Consider the following 17270-nt stretch of genomic DNA (forward strand, 5'->3'; position numbering starts at 1 on the left):
CTCCGCGGAGCAACTGGCCTCCGACGGCTTCCCGATCAGCGGCCGCATGGCCAGCGCGATTTCCGGTGCCATCGTCGGCCTGTCGCGCGATCCCGAAGCCGTTGCCTACTTCTTCAATGCCGACGGCAGCCCCAAGGCTCTGGGCACGACCATCAAGAATCCGGCCTACGCCACCACGCTCAGGATCATCGCCGCGGGCGGCGCCGACGCGTTCTATACCGGGCCGGTGGCACAGGGCATCGTCAACAAGATCAAGGCTTCGAGCGGCGGCACGCCCGCCGTCGCCATCACGCCCGGCCTGACCGAGCTGAGCGATCTCGCCAACTACCAGGCCAAGCGCCGCGACCCGGTCTGCACCACCTACCGAGCGTATTGGGTCTGCGGCATGTCGCCACCGTCGTCGGGCGGCATTGCCGTCGCCTCGGCGCTGGGCATTCTGGAGAACTTCGACCTGGCCAGCCACAAGCCCACGGCGATCGACATCGAAGGCGGCAAGCCCACGGTGATGGGCGTGCATCTGGTCAGCGAAGCCGAGCGCCTGGCTTATGCCGACCGCGACAAATACGTTGCCGACACCGACTTCGTGTCGCTGCCCGGTGGCTCCCCTGCCATGATGCTGAGCAAGACCTATCTGCGCAATCGCGCGGCTTTGATCAGCACCACCAAGAGCATGGGGACGGCAGCCGCGGGCGACTTCGGCACACCGGCAGCGGGCGTGACCGCGCTCAACGAGCGCGGCACCACGCACTTCACCATCGTCGACAAGCAGGGCAATTCCGTGGTGATGACCACCACCGTGGAAGCCGGCATGGGCTCGTTCCACATGACCCAGGGCTTCCTGCTGAACAACCAGCTGACCGACTTCTCGGCGACACCGACGGACAGCACCGGCGCTCTCGTGGCCAACCGCGTGGAAGCCGGCAAGCGCCCGCGCAGCTCCATGGCGCCGACCCTGGTGTTCCACAAGGCAGCCGATGGCAGCATCGGTGACTTTGTGATGGGCACGGGTTCTCCGGGCGGCGGCACCATCATCCAATATGTCGTCAAGACCGTTGTCGGCGCGCTGGACTGGGGCCTGGACGCACAGCAGGCCACGTCGCTGGTGGATTTCGGCGCCAGCAACAGTGCCACCACGTCGCTGGGCGGTGAGCATCCGGCGATCAACACGGCCAACAACGGCGCGGATGACCCGCTGATCACCGGCTTGCGTGCTCTGGGCCATACGGTCTCCACGGGTGCGCAGTCCAGCGGTATCAGCACCATCATGCGCGTGCAGCGCAACGGCCAGAGCGTGCTGCAAGGTGGCGCCGACCCCCGCCGCGAAGGCGTGGTGCTGGGAGACACTTTCCAGCCCTGACAGGGCCCTGGTCCAGGCCACAAGCATGAACGCCGGCAGCGAGCAGATCGCGGCCGGCGTTTCGGGGTTGCAGCGCAGGCTGCTGCCCTGCGTCTTGCGCCTTGAAAATGCCGCCATTCCCACCGCGCTTGCCTTGGCCTGGATTGATGCGGCCATGATGCGGGCTGCCCTGCACGTCGCGTGCCGCCCAGCGATCAACTGCGTTTGCTCGCCTTGCGGCCCAGGGTATTGAAGAAGAAATCGCCGTTGAGGCCCGGCATGGTCAGCTGTCCATCCGCGTCGAGGCGATATTTCAGGCGTGGTTGAAGCCGCCATATCTGCGCGTCCGTCCGCAATAAATCAACGCATCTGCAGGCTTTGGTGAAAATGTAAAAATCACATAACAATCTGCAAATTATGCGCAAACGAACATGATGAAAGCTGTTGCAATGAGGATTGATCACTTCTCCGATATTGCCCATGACTTCATCTACATCGCTTCATTCGCCCTCGCGCCGCCGCTGGGTGGCAACGCTTTCCTCGCTCTCGTCGGCCCTCGTTCTGGGGCTGTGCGGCCTTGGCGGCGCGCAGGCCGCCGACGCGCCACGCAGCGGTGGCGATGTCACCTTCCTGATCGATTCGCTGGGCAACACCTGGATACCGAACAACAGCGCGATCTCCAGCTTTCAGGGACACATCTGGGGCCATGTCACGGACAAGCTGGTCTATGTCGATGAAGACGGCAAGAGCAGCCCCTGGCTTGCCGAACGCTGGGAGCAAAACGCCAACGCCACGCAGTTCACGCTGCATCTGAAGAAGGGCGTGACCTTCTCCGACGGCACGCCCGTCGATGCGGCCGCGGTGGTCGCCAATCTGGACATCTGGCATGCCGGGCGCAAGAGCGACGGCATCAATCCTATCGGCCTGTTTCCTAAGACCTATGAGCGTGCCGAGGCGGTCAATGCCACCACGGTCCGGGTCTTCTTCAAGGCGCCCACGCTGGGTTTCATCCCCACCCTGGGCTATCACGGCTCCATCCTGATTTCTCCCAAGGCGCTGGCGCTGCCCGCCGCGCAACAGGCCGATCTGGCCAAGAGCGCGGGCAGCGGCCCCTTCGTTGTCGAATCCTGGAAGGAGGGCGGCTTCGTCAAGCTGGTCAAGCGCAAGGACTACAACTGGGGACCGGCGGCGGTCGGCCACACCGGGCCGGCCCACCTCGACTCGATCACTTACAGGCTGGTGTCCGAGCCATCGCTGCGCGTGTCGGCCGTGCAGTCGGGACAGGCCGACATCGCGTACAACGCCTCGCCGCAGGAGTTGAAGTCGCTCAAGCAGGAAGGCTTTGGCGTCGCCACGCCGCGCTACCTGGGCTTCGTCAACGGCCTGGCCGTCAACACCAAGCTGCCCCCCTTCGACGACGTGCGCGTGCGCCAGGCACTGCAGTCCGGTCTCAACCGCCAGGAGATCCTCGACACGGTCTATACCCCCGATTGGAAGCTGGCGACATCGTTCATCCAAAGCAACGTGCCCGGCGCCGCCGACCACAGCAAGCTGCTCGCCTACGACCCGCGCCGCGCGGAAAAGCTGCTCGACGAGGCCGGCTGGGTGAAAGACAGCAAGGGCCAGCGCAGCAAGGACGGCAAGCCGCTGACCCTGACGCTCAATTCCAACCCCTACCTTGCCACCTCCAAGGCCATCGACGAGCTGATCGCCCAGCAGCTCGGCAAGATTGGCTGGCGCGTCACCATCCGCGCCTATGACGTGCCGACCTATGGCGAGAAGGTGCGCATCGGCGGCGCGGGCGTGCCGGCTTACGAGGTCACGCGCAGCTTCATCGACGCGGGCACCGTGGCGAGCATCCTCACGGATGCCAACAATGGCGAGAACTGGTTCGCGCTCGGCGACCGCGACAAGAAGCTCAACGAACTGCGCGACAAGATCGCCAGCGCCGCGACCATCGAAATCCGCCGCCCGCTGCTCGACGAGCTGCAAAAGCACGTGCTCGAGCAGGGCTACTTCATTCCCCGCACCCAGATCGTGCAACGCATCTACGTGCAGTCGCCCAAGATCAAGGGCGAGAAATACAACGGCGTGGCTTACGCGAGCTACTACACGGCCACCAAGGCGAAATAAGAAGTGCCGCCCGGCCGCCATGGCCGGGCCGGACCGTCCATCGTTCAAGAAGGCCTCTCCATGAACAACGCCTACCTGGGGTATAGCGCCAAGCGCGTGACCCAAGCCCTGGTGGTCATTCTGCTGACCTACGTCTTCACCTTCGTCGTGGTCAGCATATTGCCGGGCGACCCGGTGACCAATCTCCTGCGCAGCCCCGACAGCGGATTCAGCGAGGCGGAGATCCAGGAGATCATCGCCGCCCAAGGGCTGGACAAGCCGATTCCCGAGCAGCTATGGACCTCGCTGTCGAACTTCGTGACCGGCGACCTGGGCCAGTCCATGCGCTCGAGCCGGCCCGTGGCCACGCTGATCGCCGAAGTGTTGCCTTCGACACTGATACTGGCGTCGACGGCGCTCGCCGTGGCGCTGGTGCTGGCGTTCGGCATTGCCTACGGCACACAGTTCCTGCCGCGGCGCTTCGGCCAAGGCCTGCTGCGCGGCGCGCCCTCCTTGTTCCTGTCGGTGCCCAATTTCGTGATCGGGCTGGTGCTCATCCATGCCTTCGGCTTCCAGCTCGGCCTGTTCAACGTGATCGACCCCGACAGCCTCTGGGCGACGCTCTTCGCCGCCGTGGCCTTGGGCATTCCGGTGTCGGCGCAAATCGCCGAAGTGCTGATCGCCAACCTCGACAACGAAGCCCGGCAGGAGTACGCCACGGTCGCGCGTGGCCGCGGCCTGGGCCAGACGCGCCTGTTCGTGAGCCACCTGCTCAAGCCGGCCGCGCTGCCGGTGGTGACCGTGATCGCGCTGACCGTCGGTGAATTGCTGGGCGGCTCGCTCATCACCGAGACGGTGTTCGGCCGCACCGGCGTGGGCAGTCTGGTTCAACGCTCGGTCAGTACCCAGGACCTGCCTGTGCTGCAAGCCGTGGTCTCGCTGGCGGCCGTGGTCTTCGTGGCCGTCAACCTGCTCGCCGACCTGATCTATCCGCTGCTCGATCCGCGGGTCAAACTCCTGGGTGAGGGCCGAACCGCGGCGGCAACGGGTGACAGCACCGCGGGGGTGGCCGCATGAGCGCCGTCCTCTCGCCATCCCCAACGCCGGTCGCCCGGCGCGCGACGCGGCTGCCGCGAGTACCCTTTAGCGTGCTGCTGTCGTTCCTGGCGATCGGCGTGATCATCGCCTGGTCGCTCGTTCCCGGCCTGTTCACCAGCTTCGACCCGGCGAGCGGCGTGCCCGCCAACAAGCTGCTGGGCCCGAGCGCCGCGCATTGGCTGGGCACGGACCATCTGGGACGCGATCTGTACACCCGCATCGTCTATGGCACGGCGTCCTCGGTGGCGAGCGCGCTGATCGCCGTGGCCATCGGGGTGTTCGTGGGCGGACTCATCGGCCTGCTGGCCGGCTTTCTTCAGGGCTGGACCGACATCGTGCTGGCGCGGCTGGTCGATGTGCTGCTGGCCATCCCCAATCTGTTGCTGGCCGTCATCGTGGTCACCGCGCTGGGCTTCGACACCACCAACGCCGCGATCGCCACCGGTGTCTCGGCCGTGGCCGTGTTCGCCCGGGTGATGCGCGCCGAGGTCATCAAGACCCGCCAGGCCACCTTCATCGAAGCCGCCTACCTGCAGGGCGGCTCGCGCTGGTACATCCTGCTGCACCACGTGCTGCCGAATGCGTCGCGCTCGGTGGTCTCCCTGGCGGTGCTGCAGTTCGGGCTGTCTATCCTGGTGATCGCCAGCCTGGCGTTCCTGGGCTATGGCGATCCGCCGCCGGCCTCCGACTGGGGCCTGCTGATCGCCATCGGCAAGGACTACCTCAAGTGGCCGTGGCTGGTCTATGCGCCGGCCTTCGTCACCATCATCACCGTCCTCTCCATGAACAGGATCAGCAGATGGCTTCGCAATACACATTGAATCCCGCAGACGCGTGGACCGCGCCCGATGGCCCGCTCACCGCCTTCCGCCGCTTCGAGCCGCGCTGGCTGCTTCGCCGCCCTGGCAGACCCTCGGCGGCGGCTGTGGCCGAGAGCCGCGCGCGCTCTGCCGCGGCGCCGCTGCTGCGCGTCGAGGGCCTGTCGGTGTCTTACGGATCGCAGCAAGTCGTCACCGATGTCGGCTTCGAGCTCGGGCGCGGCCAGAGCATGGCGCTGATCGGCGAGTCGGGTTCGGGCAAATCGACCATCGCGCGTGCCGTGCTCCGGCTGCTGCCGCAGGCGGGCCTGGCGACCGGGCGCATTGCGTTCGAGGGCGAAGATGTGCTGGGCTGGTCCGACCGCCGGTTTCGCCCGCTGCGCGGACGCGCCATCGGCTTCGTGCCCCAGGATCCCGCGCACGCGCTCAACCCGGTGCGCACCATAGGCGCCCAGGCGCAGGAGGCGGCTGCGCTGCTCGGTGAGCGCAGCGCCGCGCTGCGCAAGGCGCTGATCCTGGATGTATTCGCCCAGGTCGGCCTCGACCAGCCGCAGCGCATCTACGACGCCTACCCGCACCAACTGTCGGGCGGCATGCTGCAGCGCGTGCTGATCGGCCTGGCCGTGCTGCCCCAGCCCCTGCTGCTCGTCGCCGATGAACCCACCTCCGCGCTCGATGTGACCATCCAGAAGCGCATACTCGATCTCCTCTCCAAGCTGCAGCAGGAGCGCAACATCAGCCTGCTGCTCATCACCCACGACCTGGCGATCGCGGCCGAGCGCGCCGACACCCTGGTGGTGCTCAAAGACGGGGCCGTGCAGGAAGCGGGCAGGACCGCTGCCGTGTTCTCCGCGCCCGCATCCACTTACGCGAGAAAGCTGCATGCCGACGTGCCTGCGCTCAACCCTGACCGTTACGACGCGCTGCGCGCGCACGGACTGCAGCGGCTGAACCAGCCCTCCAGCGACGCGCCCAAGATCGATTTTCGCGGGGTCAGCAAGACTTTCACTGTCGACGGCCGCGCACACAGGGCCGTAGACAACCTGTCGTTCTCGGTCGCGCCAGGCACGACCCATGCGCTGGTCGGCGAGTCAGGCTCGGGCAAGACCACCACCATCCGCCTGCTGCTGGGCCTGGAACAGCCTGACAGCGGCAGCATCGTCGTCGCGGGCGAGGCCATCGCCGGGCGCTCCTTCGAAGCGCTGCGCGGGCTGCGCCGGCAGCTGCAGCTCGTCTACCAGAACCCGTTCACTTCGCTGGATCCGACCTGGAAGGTCGAACACCTCATTGCCGAACCGCTGGAGCGCTTCGGCATAGGCACGGCGCGCGAGCGCGCCGAACGCGTGCGCGAGGCTTTGGCGCATGTGGGGCTGGGGGCGCAACTGCTGCAGCGCAAGCCGACCGCGCTGTCGGGCGGCCAGCGCCAGCGCGTGGCCATCGCCCGCGCCCTGGTTCTGCGGCCCGATGTGATCGTGCTCGACGAGCCCACGTCTGCCCTGGATGTGAGCGTGCAGGCCGACATCGTTGAGGTGCTGCTGTCGCTGCAGGCGCGGCTGGGGCTGACCTATGTGTTTGTCTCCCACGACCTGGCGCTGGTGCGTCAGCTGGCACACACGGTGTCGGTCATGCGCCATGGCCGCGTGGTGGAACACGGCAGCGTCGCCGAGATCTTCGACCGGCCGCAGCAGCCCTATACGGTCGCGTTGCTGGAATCGATCCCGTCCGGGCTGGGGATTGCAAAATCGCCCCAAGTCCCGGCCGTGTCGGACGCGGTGGCCTAAGGGAAGGTCCCAGGGGCTTGCCCCGGGGATATGATGAACAGGCAATGTTTAATCATCTCTTATATTCGTTTCCTGCATGAAAGTAGAAGACATCGAAGCATTCGTTGCGGTCATCCGCAGCGAGTCGCTGAGCCGCGCCGCACAGGAACTGGGCCTGACGCAACCTATCCTCACGCGCCGCATCCAGGGCTTCGAAAGCGAGCTGGGCATCGCGCTCTTCGACCGGCAGACCAAGCCGCTTCGCCCCACGACGCTGGGCCAGCGCCTCTACGACCCGTGCCGCAGCGTGCTGCAGGCGGTCGAGACGGTGCGCGACCTGGCCGCCTCCGATTTGCCGCCGACGGGGGGCTTGCGTCTGGGGCTGACACAGGGTCTGGGCGAACTCACGCTGTTGCCCCTGCTGGCCGAGTTGCGTGGGCGATGGCCGGAGCTTGAGCCCCAGGTATCCACCGGCTGGAGCGCGCAGTTGGCCGAGCGCATAGGGCTGGGCGAACTGGATGCGGCCGCCGTGTTCCAGGGCCGGGGCAAGGTGCTGGCGCGCCATGTCGAAGGGCGCGTGCTGCAAGCGACGCGCCTGGTGGTGCTGGGCCGCAAAGGGCAATGGACCAAGCGTAGCTACCGCCTGGCCGACTGCAGCGAAGCGGGCTGGGTGCTCAATCCCGACGGCTGCGGGTTTCGCGCCGGTCTGCAACGCGCCCTGGCCGAAAAAGGCCTGCTGCTGCGCGTGCGCCTGGACACCTACTCGCGCGACCTGCAGATGGAAAGCGTGGTCAACGGCCTGGGGCTGGGGCTGATGCCCGAGCCGCTTTTCGAGCGCAGCGGCTTTGGCGACCGTCTGGACATCATTCCCGTATCGGACTTCAAGCCGGCCGTCGATCTGTGGCTGGTACACGGCAAGATCCCGGCCCGGTTGCAGGCGCCCGTCGATGCGTTTGCCGACAGCCTGCTGCGTCTGCTGCAAGGCCCAGCCAAGGCGGCCGCCGCGGCCTGATTCAGTTTGCCGACGAACGCGCGGTGCCAGGAAGCGGGGCTTATGCCCGGCGAGTCGCCAAATGCGCGTGCCGACCAACGATCGATCGCAGATATCGATGCTCCTTTTTATTATTTCGGATTTACATATTTTGTTGATAACTTTATGTCTTGAATAGGGCTTGCTGATTCGCATCGGCAGCCCTGCAGATTCCCCATGTCGAACCCAGGAGTGCCATGTCCGTCGAATTCATCGGAACAATCCAGAGCCCGAAAGTATCGCCAGCCCATCTGCCGCAAGGCCAGATGGTTGATCCGGTCCATGCCGGCGCACGAAAGGGGGGCTGAACATGTCTGCCGTCCTTCAAAGCGTGGCCGCTGCCGAATCGCCAGCGTTGGCGCAACGTCCCCAGCCGGTCTTTCCTCCGAGCATCGAGAAGCTGCGCAGCCGCGCGCCGCAGCGCCGCGATTGGTTCGAACCCCAGCCCGAGCGCAGCATAGAAGCCGAGCGGCTGCACCGCAAGCAGCGGCTGGCGGCTTCGTTCCGGCTCTTTGCGCGCTACGGCTTCGACCAGGGCCTGGCCGGCCACATCACCGCGCGCGACCCGGAGTTCCACGACCATTTCTGGGTCAACCCGCTGGGGCTGCACTTCTCGCGCATCCGCGTCTGCGACCTGCTGCTGGTGAGCAGCGAAGGCGAGATCGTCGTGGGCGACGCGCCCCTCAACCGCGCCGCCTTTGCCATTCACGCGGCGCTGCATGAAGCCCGCCCTGACGTGGTGGCCGCAGCGCATACGCATTCCACCTATGGCAAGGCCTGGTCGACGCTGGGCCGCCCGCTGGACCCGCTGACGCAGGACAGCTGCGCGTTCTACCAGGATCATGCGCTGTTCGACGACTTCCGTGGCGTGGTGCTGGAGACCGACGAAGGCTTTCGCATCGCCAAGGCCTTGGGCCAGCGCAAGGCCGTCATCCTGAAGAACCACGGCATTCTGACGGCCGGCCCCTCGGTCGAGGCCGCGGCCTGGTGGTACATCGCGCTGGACAACGCCTGCCGGGTCCAACTGCTGGCCGAGGCCGCGGGCACGCCCGTGCCCATAGACGCCGAAACCGCCGAGCTGACCCATTCGCAGGTGGGGCGCGCCGGCGGGGCCGTGTACGCGTTCGATGCGCTGTACCAGGGCCTGATCGCCGCCGAGCCGGACGTGCTCGACTGATTGGCATCCCACCCTCGAAATGGTGCTCACGCCGCGCGACAGGCGCAGAGCATCTTTCAGCGACGCGCTGACCTCGCAAGGGCAAGAAACCGCGCCAGAACTGCGGATGGATTGCTTTGCGAGTACGCCATGGCAATGCCGCTGGTCAGCTTGCGGGCTTGCTGCTTGAGCGGTCGAAAGACAACGCCCTGGCGCTTGACGTTCTGCAGGGAGGCGGAGATCAAGCCTATGCCCTGTCCTTCGGCGATGAGGCCGAGCAGGATATGGTGGTCGTCGGGTTCAGGAATCGTGCGCGGCTTGAAGTTGATCTCTTCGAAGAATGCCTGGCAGTGGTCGTAGAAGCCCGGATTGAGCCGACGTTCGAACCGGAACACCGACTCTTCGCTCAGCTCATCGAAGCCTATCGAGCGCTTGCGGGCCAGCGCATGGTTTGCGGGCAGGGCAACGATGAGCGGCTCTTCGAGCAGCGTCTCCACCTTCAGGCCCTTGGCCTCGGTGTGCAAGCCGATGAAGGCCACGTCCATGCTGCCATTCTTGATGTCTCGCACGAGGCTGATCGAATGCTTTCCCTTGGTGACGATACGCCAGTTGGGAAAGCTTTTTTGCAGTGGCTCGAACACATCGGGAATGGCGCTTCGGTCGAACACCGTCGTGTAGCCGAGCACGAACAGGCCGCTCTCGACAGGTCGTGCGGCCTGCGCGGCCGCCACGGCCTTGCCTGCCTGCGCCAGTGTCCGCCTGGCCTCGGGCAGGAATGCCGCCCCGGCCTTTGTCAGCGTGACGCCGACCTTGGTGCGTACAAACAGCTCGACGCCAAGCTGCTCTTCCAGCTGACGAATCTGCCGGCTCAACGGAGGTTGGGAAATGTGCAGCAGCTGCGCCGCCCGCCCGAAGTTGAGCGCATCGCTGAGGGCTATGAAATATCGGAACTGTCGCAAGTCGATGTTTCTATCCATACGGAAAAGGTATCACAGAAAAGGTATTGGATGAGCCGCCCAGCCACTCATAAAGTCACCTGACTAACTCATGCGAAGGCGGATATATGAATGACGACAGGTATTTACGAGGTTGGGCAAAGCTCAAGGAAATTGATGGCCGGGCGGGAGAGAGCGTCATTGAAAGCCTGCAAGATATCGCGCCTGATTTTGCGCGCTTGCTCATCGAGTTTCCGTTCGGCGACATCTATTCGAGGCCGGGTCTGGACCTCAAGACGCGCGAACTGGCCGTGGTGGCGGCACTCACCGCCATGGGAAACGCCGCGCCACAACTCAAGGTACACATCCACGGTGCCCATAATGTGGGCTGCACCCGCCAGGAGATCGTGGAAGTCATCATGCAGATGGCCGTTTATGCCGGCTTTCCCGCAGCGCTCAACGGGCTGTTCGCAGCCAAGGAGGTCTTTTCTCAAGAGGCCGACCTGGCCATTCGCTCTGGCGGATCGCCTGCGGCGGCCACTGACGCTGTGCGTTGAGGCACAGCATTCAATGAAGCCGTCGCAAGTTACCGGTCCTGGGGCCGTGCCCCATGCTCCCTGTAACCGTCTCTTGCGCCCGTCTTTGCTTCGTAAAGCGCTGCGTCGGCCTGTTCGATCAGTTCTGTGAGAGTCAACGCCATCGGAGGCGCAAACTGCGTGGTCGTGCCACCGGCGCTGATGGTGACGATTCCCAACGGACTGCGTGGATGGTCGATGCGCAAGGCCCGCACCGCCTGTATCGCATTCTCCGCGATGGTGCGTGCTCCCGCGGCATCGGTCTCCGGCAGCATCATGATGAACTCCTCGCCGCCATAGCGCGCGAGCACATCGGCAGGACGTCGGGCCGCGCTTTTCAATGCATTGGCCACCAACCGAAGGCACTCGTCCCCGGGCTGATGCCCGAAATGGTCGTTGTACGCTTTGAAGTGATCGACATCGAGCATCAGCATGGACAGGCTGCGCTGGTGCCGGGCACTGTGGCTCACGAGGGCGGCCGCCCGTGCGTCAAACGCTCGGCGATTCAAAAGGTCAGTCATTCCGTCGTGTGCGGCCAGGTGCTGCAGCCGCAGGTTGGCTTCGCTGACCTGCTGATGCGCGCGTTCGATCTCCAGCCGCTCCTGACTGCGCAAGCGGATGATGTGAACCACAAACCGGCCAAAAATGGCGATGAAAACCGACAGCACCAGCACCATGATGGACTGAATGAAAAGTGAACGCCACCAGCTTCGAAGAATCTCACTCTCGGCACGCGCTACCGCCACGACCACAGGATGATTCTGCGTGAACTCGAAGCCCAAGACGCGCATGACGCCGTCGACCGGCGACACCATACGGGCGGTGCCGGAGCGAAAGCTCTTGAGCCCGGCGGTGATGTGTGGATTTGCTATGTTGCGTCCCAGATCGGCAACGTCGAACGGACGACGTACCAGAATGGTTCCATCCGCGAGAGACAGGCCTGCCGCGCCATGTTCACCAATGGCATAGCCATCGAGCACATCTCGCACATAGTCCACGCGGATGCTCGCAAGAATGACGCCAATGAAGTTTCCGTTGCCGTCATTGAGCCGCCGTGTCACGGGGATCACCCAGGTGCCTGTGGTACGGCTCAGCAATGGGGCGCTGATGCGCATCCTGGTGCTTGGGTTTGTCATGTGGGCCAGGAAATAGGGCCGGTCCGCATTTCTGGTCGAGGACGATCGGCGCGGCTGCGTATCGACGAGGGATAGACCATCACGGTCAAAAACGAAGATCGAATGCAGGTGGTCGCTGCGACTGAGGCTGTTGACCAGTTCGGGCTGCAAGGCTTTGATGGCCTGGCGCGACATGTTGCCCTGCTCGATCCGAAACCCGATGTTCTCCAGGGTTCGGTCCACGTCGGAAAAGACGCTGTCGAACTGCTGCGAGACCGCGTGCGCCAGATTGAGGGATGACTCCTTTGCCAGCCCCAGTTCTTTCTCGTACCCTCGCCATGCCAGCCAGGCATTGCTGCCAATCAGCGTCACCAATGTGAATGCGATGAATGCCATGACGACATGTGTGCCGTTCACTCTATCGCGCCGCTTGAGCACCTGGGAGCCAGGGGCATTCTTCACATTGAGGCTCACCGAAGCTCCTGCATCATTGGTATGCAAGCCCAGCGATGGGTTGCGGCTCGAGGCCTGGAAGATGAATTGGCTTTCATCTCACAGACTGATCTTCACATCATGTCCAGTGTGCTGCGCGATCCTGCATGCGATCCAACTGCGTCGGCAAGGTGACAATATGGAGCCAAGGCAATGGGTCAGCAGGCTGCTGACCAAATCGGGCGTGCGCGCAATACTGGGCAAAAAACCGCTTGCATTTTAGGTTGCTGGACGAAAAACCTCGAGAATCTGGGAATGTCTACTGCAGGGCGCGCGCCAGCCATCAGCGCAATGGCCCTGGTTTGCGTGGTTGCTTGCGCCAGCCAATGGCCTGGCAGCGGCCTCAATGCTTGGGCAACTCCATGGTGAAGCGAACGCGTCGATTGCTGCAACTGCCGGTGACGTCGCCCCCATGTGCTCTTGCGACCTGCCGCACGATGAAAAGGCCTAGCCCAAGGTGCGTGCGGTCTGATTGCGCGGAGCCACTTGTTCCTTGACGAAGAGGCTCAAACAGCTTTTCGATTTCTCCGGGTGGCAACTCGCCGGCATTCTCCACGCACATCCGCACGCCAACATCGTCGCCCTCCAGATGGACTGTGATTGGCTCGCCGGCATCCCCATGTTTGATCGCATTGGATACCAGATTGCCAAGCGCTTCTCGCACCCAAGAGGCATCGAATGCGCCTTCTGTCGGACCCTGGGTGACGAAATCGATCTTCGCATCTGGATGTGCAGCGCGTTGGAGTTCAAGCTCATCGGCACAGGCGATCGCGAGATCGGCTGGCGCCAATTGCAAGGCCATGCCTACGCCAAGCGTTGACCTGCTGTACTCAAGCAGCGTGTCCAGGAGTGACTTCATCCGAGTAACGCCTCGCGTGAGCATCGCGGTCTGCTGTACGGGCGCGATCCCTTGCTGGCGCAAAACAGCCACCGTAAGCGATATGGTGTTGAGCGGGCCGCGCAGATCGTGCCCAAGGACACCGAGGAAGATCTCGCGCCACCGCTCACGCGCCTGCGCGTAAAACTTCACCGACTCGGCCACTGCTTGGTCAATCGCCTCGTTGAAACGAATGATGTCCTCGATGGCATTTGACTGTGCCGGATGAGCCTCCGTCCATAGTCGAAGAATGCTGGAGCGCAATGCCCTGAACTCGGCGACCAGTTGCTCTATGTCGATACCGTCTTGGGCTCGCATCAAGCCGTGCGTTTCGGCCGGCGTCTGGGACGACGTATCCGGAGCGTCCCCATGCGACTTGGCAATAGCCTCAGTCCTACTTTGGGAGGTTCTGAGGTCAGTTGAAATGGCTTCTAGCACCTGCGGTAGATGATCACGCAAGGCCTTTTCACTTGTGTGTTCCAGGGCAGGGATGGTTCGCGCAAATGCCACCGCTTCCTCCAGGATTTGCACCTGAGCAGATTCTAAAAATGTCGCGAGTCGCATGTTGATTGATCTTTCTCAGCACTTTTATACATGCATCTAGCGACACCAGCGAATTTATGACCAAACCGATGATCTTGATTGTGGATGACGACCCGGATTCCGCAGATGCTCTCGGGCTTGTTGTAGAAATGCGATTTCCCGCGTCAGCCGTGGTTGTCAGCTACGCAAGCCCAGAAGCGCTTGACATCGTTTCTCGGCAACGTCCCGATGTGGCACTGCTGGACATGGAAATGCCTGAAGGCGGAGGCGAAGCCTTAGCCCGTGCTTTGCGAGAAATGTACGCTGACGAAACACCACTATTGATAGCGGTTTCAGCGAACACCGTGCTGCTCAATCTTGTCAGAGATCACGGTATTTTTGACCAGTTCATCAGCAAGCCTATCGATGTGCCAGCCTTGGTGCGCATGGTTGGAAGGCGACTTGCTGTGATTGACGACAATCCTTCCAGAGTTCCCTAGGGCAACGCTGTCATTGCACGCCTGATCGGTCTTGAGTATGATGATCGTCATGCGAAAAACGCAAGCCAACATCCGTACCGCCGCCAAAGAGGCCTCGCACGAGCGCATTGTGCAGGCGGCCGCGCGCGCCATCCGGCGCAGCGGCTATGACGGGACGGGAGTCGCCGACATCATGAAGGAGGCGGGCCTCACGCACGGAGCGTTCTACGCCCACTTCGAGTCGCGCGAAGCCATGCTGGCCGAGGCGGCGGATCGCGCGGGCGCCGAGTCCAATGCCTTCGCGGCCCGTGTCATTGCCGCGGCCGCCCCCGAACAGGCTTTGCAGGCGCTGATGCAGACCTATCTCTCCAAGGAGCACTTGGCGGCCATTGAAACCGGTTGCCCGGTGTCGGCCCTGGGTTCCGAAATGCCGCGCCAGTCGCCCGAAGTGCGCCGGGCCGCTACGCGCCGCATCAAGGAGATGATCGATCTGGTGGCCCGCCAGTCGCCCGACTGGGGTCAGCCCGGCGCCCACGAGCGCGCACTGGTGACCGTGGCCACCATGGTGGGCACCTTGATGCTGGCCCGTGCGGTGGATGACCCGGCCTTGTCGGATGCGTTCTGCAAGGCCGCACTGAAGCGCCTGGACCCTGCCGGTGCCTGACCCAGGACCGGTTTTTTTTGCTTATACATATGATGACCATCATGCCAATGTTTCTTCCGTATCGGCCCTTGGGGTCCGTCTCTTGCACTCTGTTGAAAAAGGAAATGCCATGAAAGCCTTCGTCCTGGACCGATACGGCAAGAAAGAAACACTGCGCGCCGCCGAGGTGCCGGAGCCGGAGCTGCGCGAGGACGAGGTGCTGATCGAGGTACACGCCGCGGCTGTGAACCTGCTGGACGCCAAGCTGCGCAACGGCGAATTCAAGCTCATCCTGCCGTACCGCACCCCGTTTGTGCTGGGACACGACGTGGCTGGTGAGGTGGTGCGTGTCGGGCCGCGCGTGCGCCAATTCAAGGTGGGTGAAGCGGTCTACGCCAGGGCCGATGATTTCCGCATCGGTACCTTCGCCGAGCGGATTGCCGTCAAGGAAGTTTCGGTCGCACTCAAGCCCGGCAATATCACCATGGAAGAAGCCGCGTCCATCCCGTTGGTGGGCCTGACGGCCTGGCAGGCGTTGCTCGACAAGGCCAAGCTCAAAAAAGGACAGAAGGTCTTCATTCAGGCTGGCTCTGGTGGCGTCGGCACTTTTGCCATTCAACTGGCCAAGTACCTGGGCGCGACGGTCGCCACCACCACCAGCGCAGGCAATGCTGCCCTGGTCAAGAGCCTGGGCGCGGATGTGGTCGTCGACTACAGGAAGGAGGCGTTCGAAGAGCGCCTGAGCGACTACGACGTGGTGCTCAACAGCCAGGACGGCAAGACACTGTCCAAATCCCTGGGCGTGCTCCAACCCGGCGGCCGCCTCATTTCCATTTCGGGGCCACCCGATCCGCAGTTTGCACAAGACATCCAAGCGCCATGGTTGGTGAAGCAGGTCATGCGCGTCCTCAGCTTTGCTGCCCGCCGACGAGCCCGGCAACTGCGCGTGGACTACTCCTTTCTGTTCATGAAGGCGAACGGAAGTCAGTTGCGTCAGATCACTGCGCTGATTGAGTCCGGCGCCATCCGCCCGGTGATCGACAAGGTTTTCCCGTTCGAGGCCACCAACGAGGCCTTGGCCTATGTCGAAAGCGGCCGGGCTAAGGGCAAGGTCGTGATCAAGGTGCGCTAAGCCTTTTAGCTGCCGCTTTTTTTTTGCTCGTACATATGACGATCGTCATGTGAAATTCTTACCCCACTTTATTGGAGCCTTCCATGAACATTCAAAACGCCGTCGTGCTGATCACAGGTGCCAACCGCGGCATCGGCCTGGCTTTCGCACGCGAGCTGCTGGCACGCGGCGCGCGAAAGGTCTATGCCGGCGCACGCGATCCCGCCACGGTCACCTTGGCAGGCGTGCAGGCCTTGCAGCTCGACGTGACCCAGCCTGCGCAAATTGCGGCCGCCGCGCGGCAGGCCAGCGACGTCACCCTGGTGATCAACAACGCGGGCATTGCCCAGCCCGGCGGCTTCCTGCAGGAGGGCAGCGACGCCGTGGCGCGCCGTATCTTCGAGACCAACTTCTTCGGCATGCTGAACGTGAGCCAAGCCTTTGCGCCGGTGCTCAAGTCCAACGGTGGCGGCGCACTGCTCAATGTGCTGTCGGTGGCGTCGTGGGTCAATGACGGCCAACTGGCAGCCTACTCGGCCAGCAAGTCGGCGGCTTGGTCCTTGACCAATGCCCTGCGTCACGAACTGGCAGGGCAGAGCACCCAGGTAGTGGGCCTGCATATGGCCTACGTGGACACTGACCTCACGCGCGGTTTTGAGGTTCCCAAGAGCAGCGCTGAGGAGATCGTGCAGCAGGCGCTCGACGGGCTGGAAGCAGGCGCCGACGAGGTGCTGGCAGACGCGCTTACCCGGCAGATTCGGCCGGGCCTGGCGGCAGCGCGCCCGGTCTATCTCCCCCAGCGTGCTTGAGTCCAGCCGCCCGGCCCCTGCAACGCCACGCAGACAGTGTGGATGGTCGAGGCGCACGATCCTGGCCGCCACCCACCTCACCAAGTGCGCGGGAAGCCCCGGGGTTTAGCCCGGGGTTGAGAGCGCGGACACCGTCGGTGTCCTAATGAGGAGTTTGCTGCTCTTCGATGTATTGGCGCAGGATGTCAATCGGCGCCCCCCCCCGCAGCTTGAAGCAAACTAGGAAGGCGACCACAGAACGCCCCGGCGTTTAAGCCACGGGTGAAAGTCCCCAAACTGTTTGCGCAGCAGCCTCGACGACACGCCTTTGAGCGAAGCAACCAGAAGGGACAGGGCCACTTTGGGCGGGTAGTTGATCAGCAGATGTACATGATCGTGTTCGCCGTTGAACTCCACTAACTG

The 17270-nt window shown here is 63.6% G+C and carries 16 protein-coding genes and 1 pseudogene; 12 read left to right on the forward strand and 5 right to left on the reverse strand.

The window, feature by feature from the left end; translation table 11 throughout:
• Positions 1-1357: gamma-glutamyltransferase family protein (locus KHY18_RS24405; protein ID WP_213306220.1), on the forward strand; the 1357-nt coding region annotated here is incomplete at its 5' end.
• Positions 1358-1551: 194 nt separating this feature from the next.
• Here the strand turns inward: KHY18_RS24405 and KHY18_RS24410 are convergent.
• Positions 1552-1818, reverse strand: a complete 267-nt coding sequence (locus KHY18_RS24410) for a hypothetical protein (RefSeq protein WP_213306222.1) — start codon at positions 1816-1818, stop codon at positions 1552-1554.
• On the opposite strand from KHY18_RS24410, the gene KHY18_RS24415 reads away from it, so the two are divergent.
• From KHY18_RS24415 to KHY18_RS24440, 6 genes are all read left to right on the forward strand, one after another.
• Entirely contained in the window at positions 1817-3469 is a 1653-nt protein-coding gene (locus KHY18_RS24415; protein WP_213306224.1) for an ABC transporter substrate-binding protein, read from the forward strand. The two genes, KHY18_RS24410 and KHY18_RS24415, sit on opposite strands and share 2 nt — an antisense overlap.
• Before the next feature lie 60 nt (positions 3470-3529).
• Entirely contained in the window at positions 3530-4525 is a 996-nt protein-coding gene (locus tag KHY18_RS24420) for an ABC transporter permease (RefSeq protein WP_213306226.1), read from the forward strand.
• A complete protein-coding gene (locus KHY18_RS24425; protein WP_213306229.1) occupies positions 4522-5367 on the forward strand; it encodes an ABC transporter permease in 846 nt (281 codons plus the stop codon). Before KHY18_RS24420 ends, KHY18_RS24425 begins: the two co-directional genes overlap by 4 nt.
• A complete protein-coding gene (locus KHY18_RS24430; protein WP_213306232.1) occupies positions 5346-7145 on the forward strand; it encodes a dipeptide ABC transporter ATP-binding protein in 1800 nt (599 codons plus the stop codon). The genes KHY18_RS24425 and KHY18_RS24430 overlap by 22 nt, the downstream gene beginning before the upstream one ends.
• Positions 7146-7221: 76 nt before the next feature.
• Complete coding sequence (locus KHY18_RS24435; RefSeq protein ID WP_213306235.1) at positions 7222-8136, forward strand: LysR family transcriptional regulator; 915 nt, start codon at positions 7222-7224, stop codon at positions 8134-8136.
• A 328-nt stretch (positions 8137-8464) separates the two neighbouring features.
• On the forward strand, positions 8465-9331 hold the full coding sequence (locus tag KHY18_RS24440; RefSeq protein ID WP_213306238.1) for a class II aldolase/adducin family protein: 867 nt from the start codon (positions 8465-8467) through the stop codon (positions 9329-9331).
• 56 nt (positions 9332-9387) lie between these two features.
• Here KHY18_RS24440 and KHY18_RS24445 read toward each other — a convergent pair whose 3' ends face one another.
• Entirely contained in the window at positions 9388-10287 is a 900-nt protein-coding gene (locus KHY18_RS24445) for a LysR family transcriptional regulator (protein WP_213306241.1), read from the reverse strand.
• An 86-nt stretch (positions 10288-10373) separates the two neighbouring features.
• Between KHY18_RS24445 and KHY18_RS24450 the strand changes: the two genes are divergently transcribed.
• Positions 10374-10802, forward strand: coding sequence for a carboxymuconolactone decarboxylase family protein (locus KHY18_RS24450; protein ID WP_213306244.1), 429 nt, complete (start codon positions 10374-10376; stop codon positions 10800-10802).
• A gap of 29 nt (positions 10803-10831) precedes the next feature.
• Here the strand turns inward: KHY18_RS24450 and KHY18_RS24455 are convergent, their stop codons facing one another.
• Positions 10832-12409: a sensor domain-containing diguanylate cyclase gene (locus KHY18_RS24455; protein WP_213306247.1), complete on the reverse strand. Its 1578-nt coding sequence runs from the start codon at positions 12407-12409 to the stop codon at positions 10832-10834.
• Positions 12410-12770: 361 nt separating this feature from the next.
• Positions 12771-13868 (reverse strand): sensor histidine kinase, encoded by a 1098-nt coding sequence (locus KHY18_RS24465; RefSeq protein ID WP_213306250.1) that lies wholly within the window; start codon positions 13866-13868, stop codon positions 12771-12773.
• Positions 13869-13924: 56 nt separating this feature from the next.
• On the opposite strand from KHY18_RS24465, the gene KHY18_RS24470 reads away from it, so the two are divergent.
• The 4 genes from KHY18_RS24470 (at position 13925) to KHY18_RS24485 (ending at position 16868) form a co-directional block, all read left to right on the forward strand.
• The gene (locus tag KHY18_RS24470) at positions 13925-14326 is read left to right on the forward strand and encodes a response regulator (protein WP_213306253.1); all 402 of its coding nucleotides are present in this window, start codon (positions 13925-13927) and stop codon (positions 14324-14326) included.
• 37 nt (positions 14327-14363) lie between these two features.
• Entirely contained in the window at positions 14364-14969 is a 606-nt protein-coding gene (locus KHY18_RS24475) for a TetR/AcrR family transcriptional regulator (RefSeq protein WP_213306256.1), read from the forward strand.
• 109 nt (positions 14970-15078) lie between these two features.
• Positions 15079-16080 (forward strand): NADP-dependent oxidoreductase, encoded by a 1002-nt coding sequence (locus tag KHY18_RS24480; protein ID WP_213306258.1) that lies wholly within the window; start codon positions 15079-15081, stop codon positions 16078-16080.
• Positions 16081-16163: 83 nt separating this feature from the next.
• Positions 16164-16868, forward strand: coding sequence for an SDR family oxidoreductase (locus KHY18_RS24485; protein ID WP_213306260.1), 705 nt, complete (start codon positions 16164-16166; stop codon positions 16866-16868).
• 142 nt (positions 16869-17010) lie between these two features.
• Here KHY18_RS24485 and tnpA read toward each other — a convergent pair.
• Positions 17011-17270 (reverse strand): annotated as a pseudogene (gene tnpA / locus KHY18_RS24490) (IS200/IS605 family transposase); the annotation flags it as partial.

Source organism: Acidovorax sp. CCYZU-2555, from assembly GCF_018413525.1.
Classification (GTDB): Bacteria; Pseudomonadota; Gammaproteobacteria; order Burkholderiales; family Burkholderiaceae_C; genus Comamonas.

What these genes read in the sequence shown, in the direction of transcription:
- KHY18_RS24415 (WP_213306224.1), top strand. Translation starts at nt 1,817, where the DNA reads ATGACTTCATCTACATCGCTTCATTCGCCCTCGCGCCGCCGCTGGGTG.
- KHY18_RS24410 (WP_213306222.1), bottom strand. Translation starts at nt 1,818, where the DNA reads ATGGGCAATATCGGAGAAGTGATCAATCCTCATTGCAACAGCTTTCAT.
- KHY18_RS24420 (WP_213306226.1), top strand. Translation starts at nt 3,530, where the DNA reads ATGAACAACGCCTACCTGGGGTATAGCGCCAAGCGCGTGACCCAAGCC.
- KHY18_RS24425 (WP_213306229.1), top strand. Translation starts at nt 4,522, where the DNA reads ATGAGCGCCGTCCTCTCGCCATCCCCAACGCCGGTCGCCCGGCGCGCG.
- KHY18_RS24430 (WP_213306232.1), top strand. Translation starts at nt 5,346, where the DNA reads ATGGCTTCGCAATACACATTGAATCCCGCAGACGCGTGGACCGCGCCC.
- KHY18_RS24435 (WP_213306235.1), top strand. Translation starts at nt 7,222, where the DNA reads ATGAAAGTAGAAGACATCGAAGCATTCGTTGCGGTCATCCGCAGCGAG.
- KHY18_RS24440 (WP_213306238.1), top strand. Translation starts at nt 8,465, where the DNA reads ATGTCTGCCGTCCTTCAAAGCGTGGCCGCTGCCGAATCGCCAGCGTTG.
- KHY18_RS24445 (WP_213306241.1), bottom strand. Translation starts at nt 10,287, where the DNA reads ATGGATAGAAACATCGACTTGCGACAGTTCCGATATTTCATAGCCCTC.
- KHY18_RS24450 (WP_213306244.1), top strand. Translation starts at nt 10,374, where the DNA reads ATGAATGACGACAGGTATTTACGAGGTTGGGCAAAGCTCAAGGAAATT.
- KHY18_RS24465 (WP_213306250.1), bottom strand. Translation starts at nt 13,868, where the DNA reads ATGCGACTCGCGACATTTTTAGAATCTGCTCAGGTGCAAATCCTGGAG.
- KHY18_RS24470 (WP_213306253.1), top strand. Translation starts at nt 13,925, where the DNA reads ATGACCAAACCGATGATCTTGATTGTGGATGACGACCCGGATTCCGCA.
- KHY18_RS24475 (WP_213306256.1), top strand. Translation starts at nt 14,364, where the DNA reads ATGATGATCGTCATGCGAAAAACGCAAGCCAACATCCGTACCGCCGCC.
- KHY18_RS24480 (WP_213306258.1), top strand. Translation starts at nt 15,079, where the DNA reads ATGAAAGCCTTCGTCCTGGACCGATACGGCAAGAAAGAAACACTGCGC.
- KHY18_RS24485 (WP_213306260.1), top strand. Translation starts at nt 16,164, where the DNA reads ATGAACATTCAAAACGCCGTCGTGCTGATCACAGGTGCCAACCGCGGC.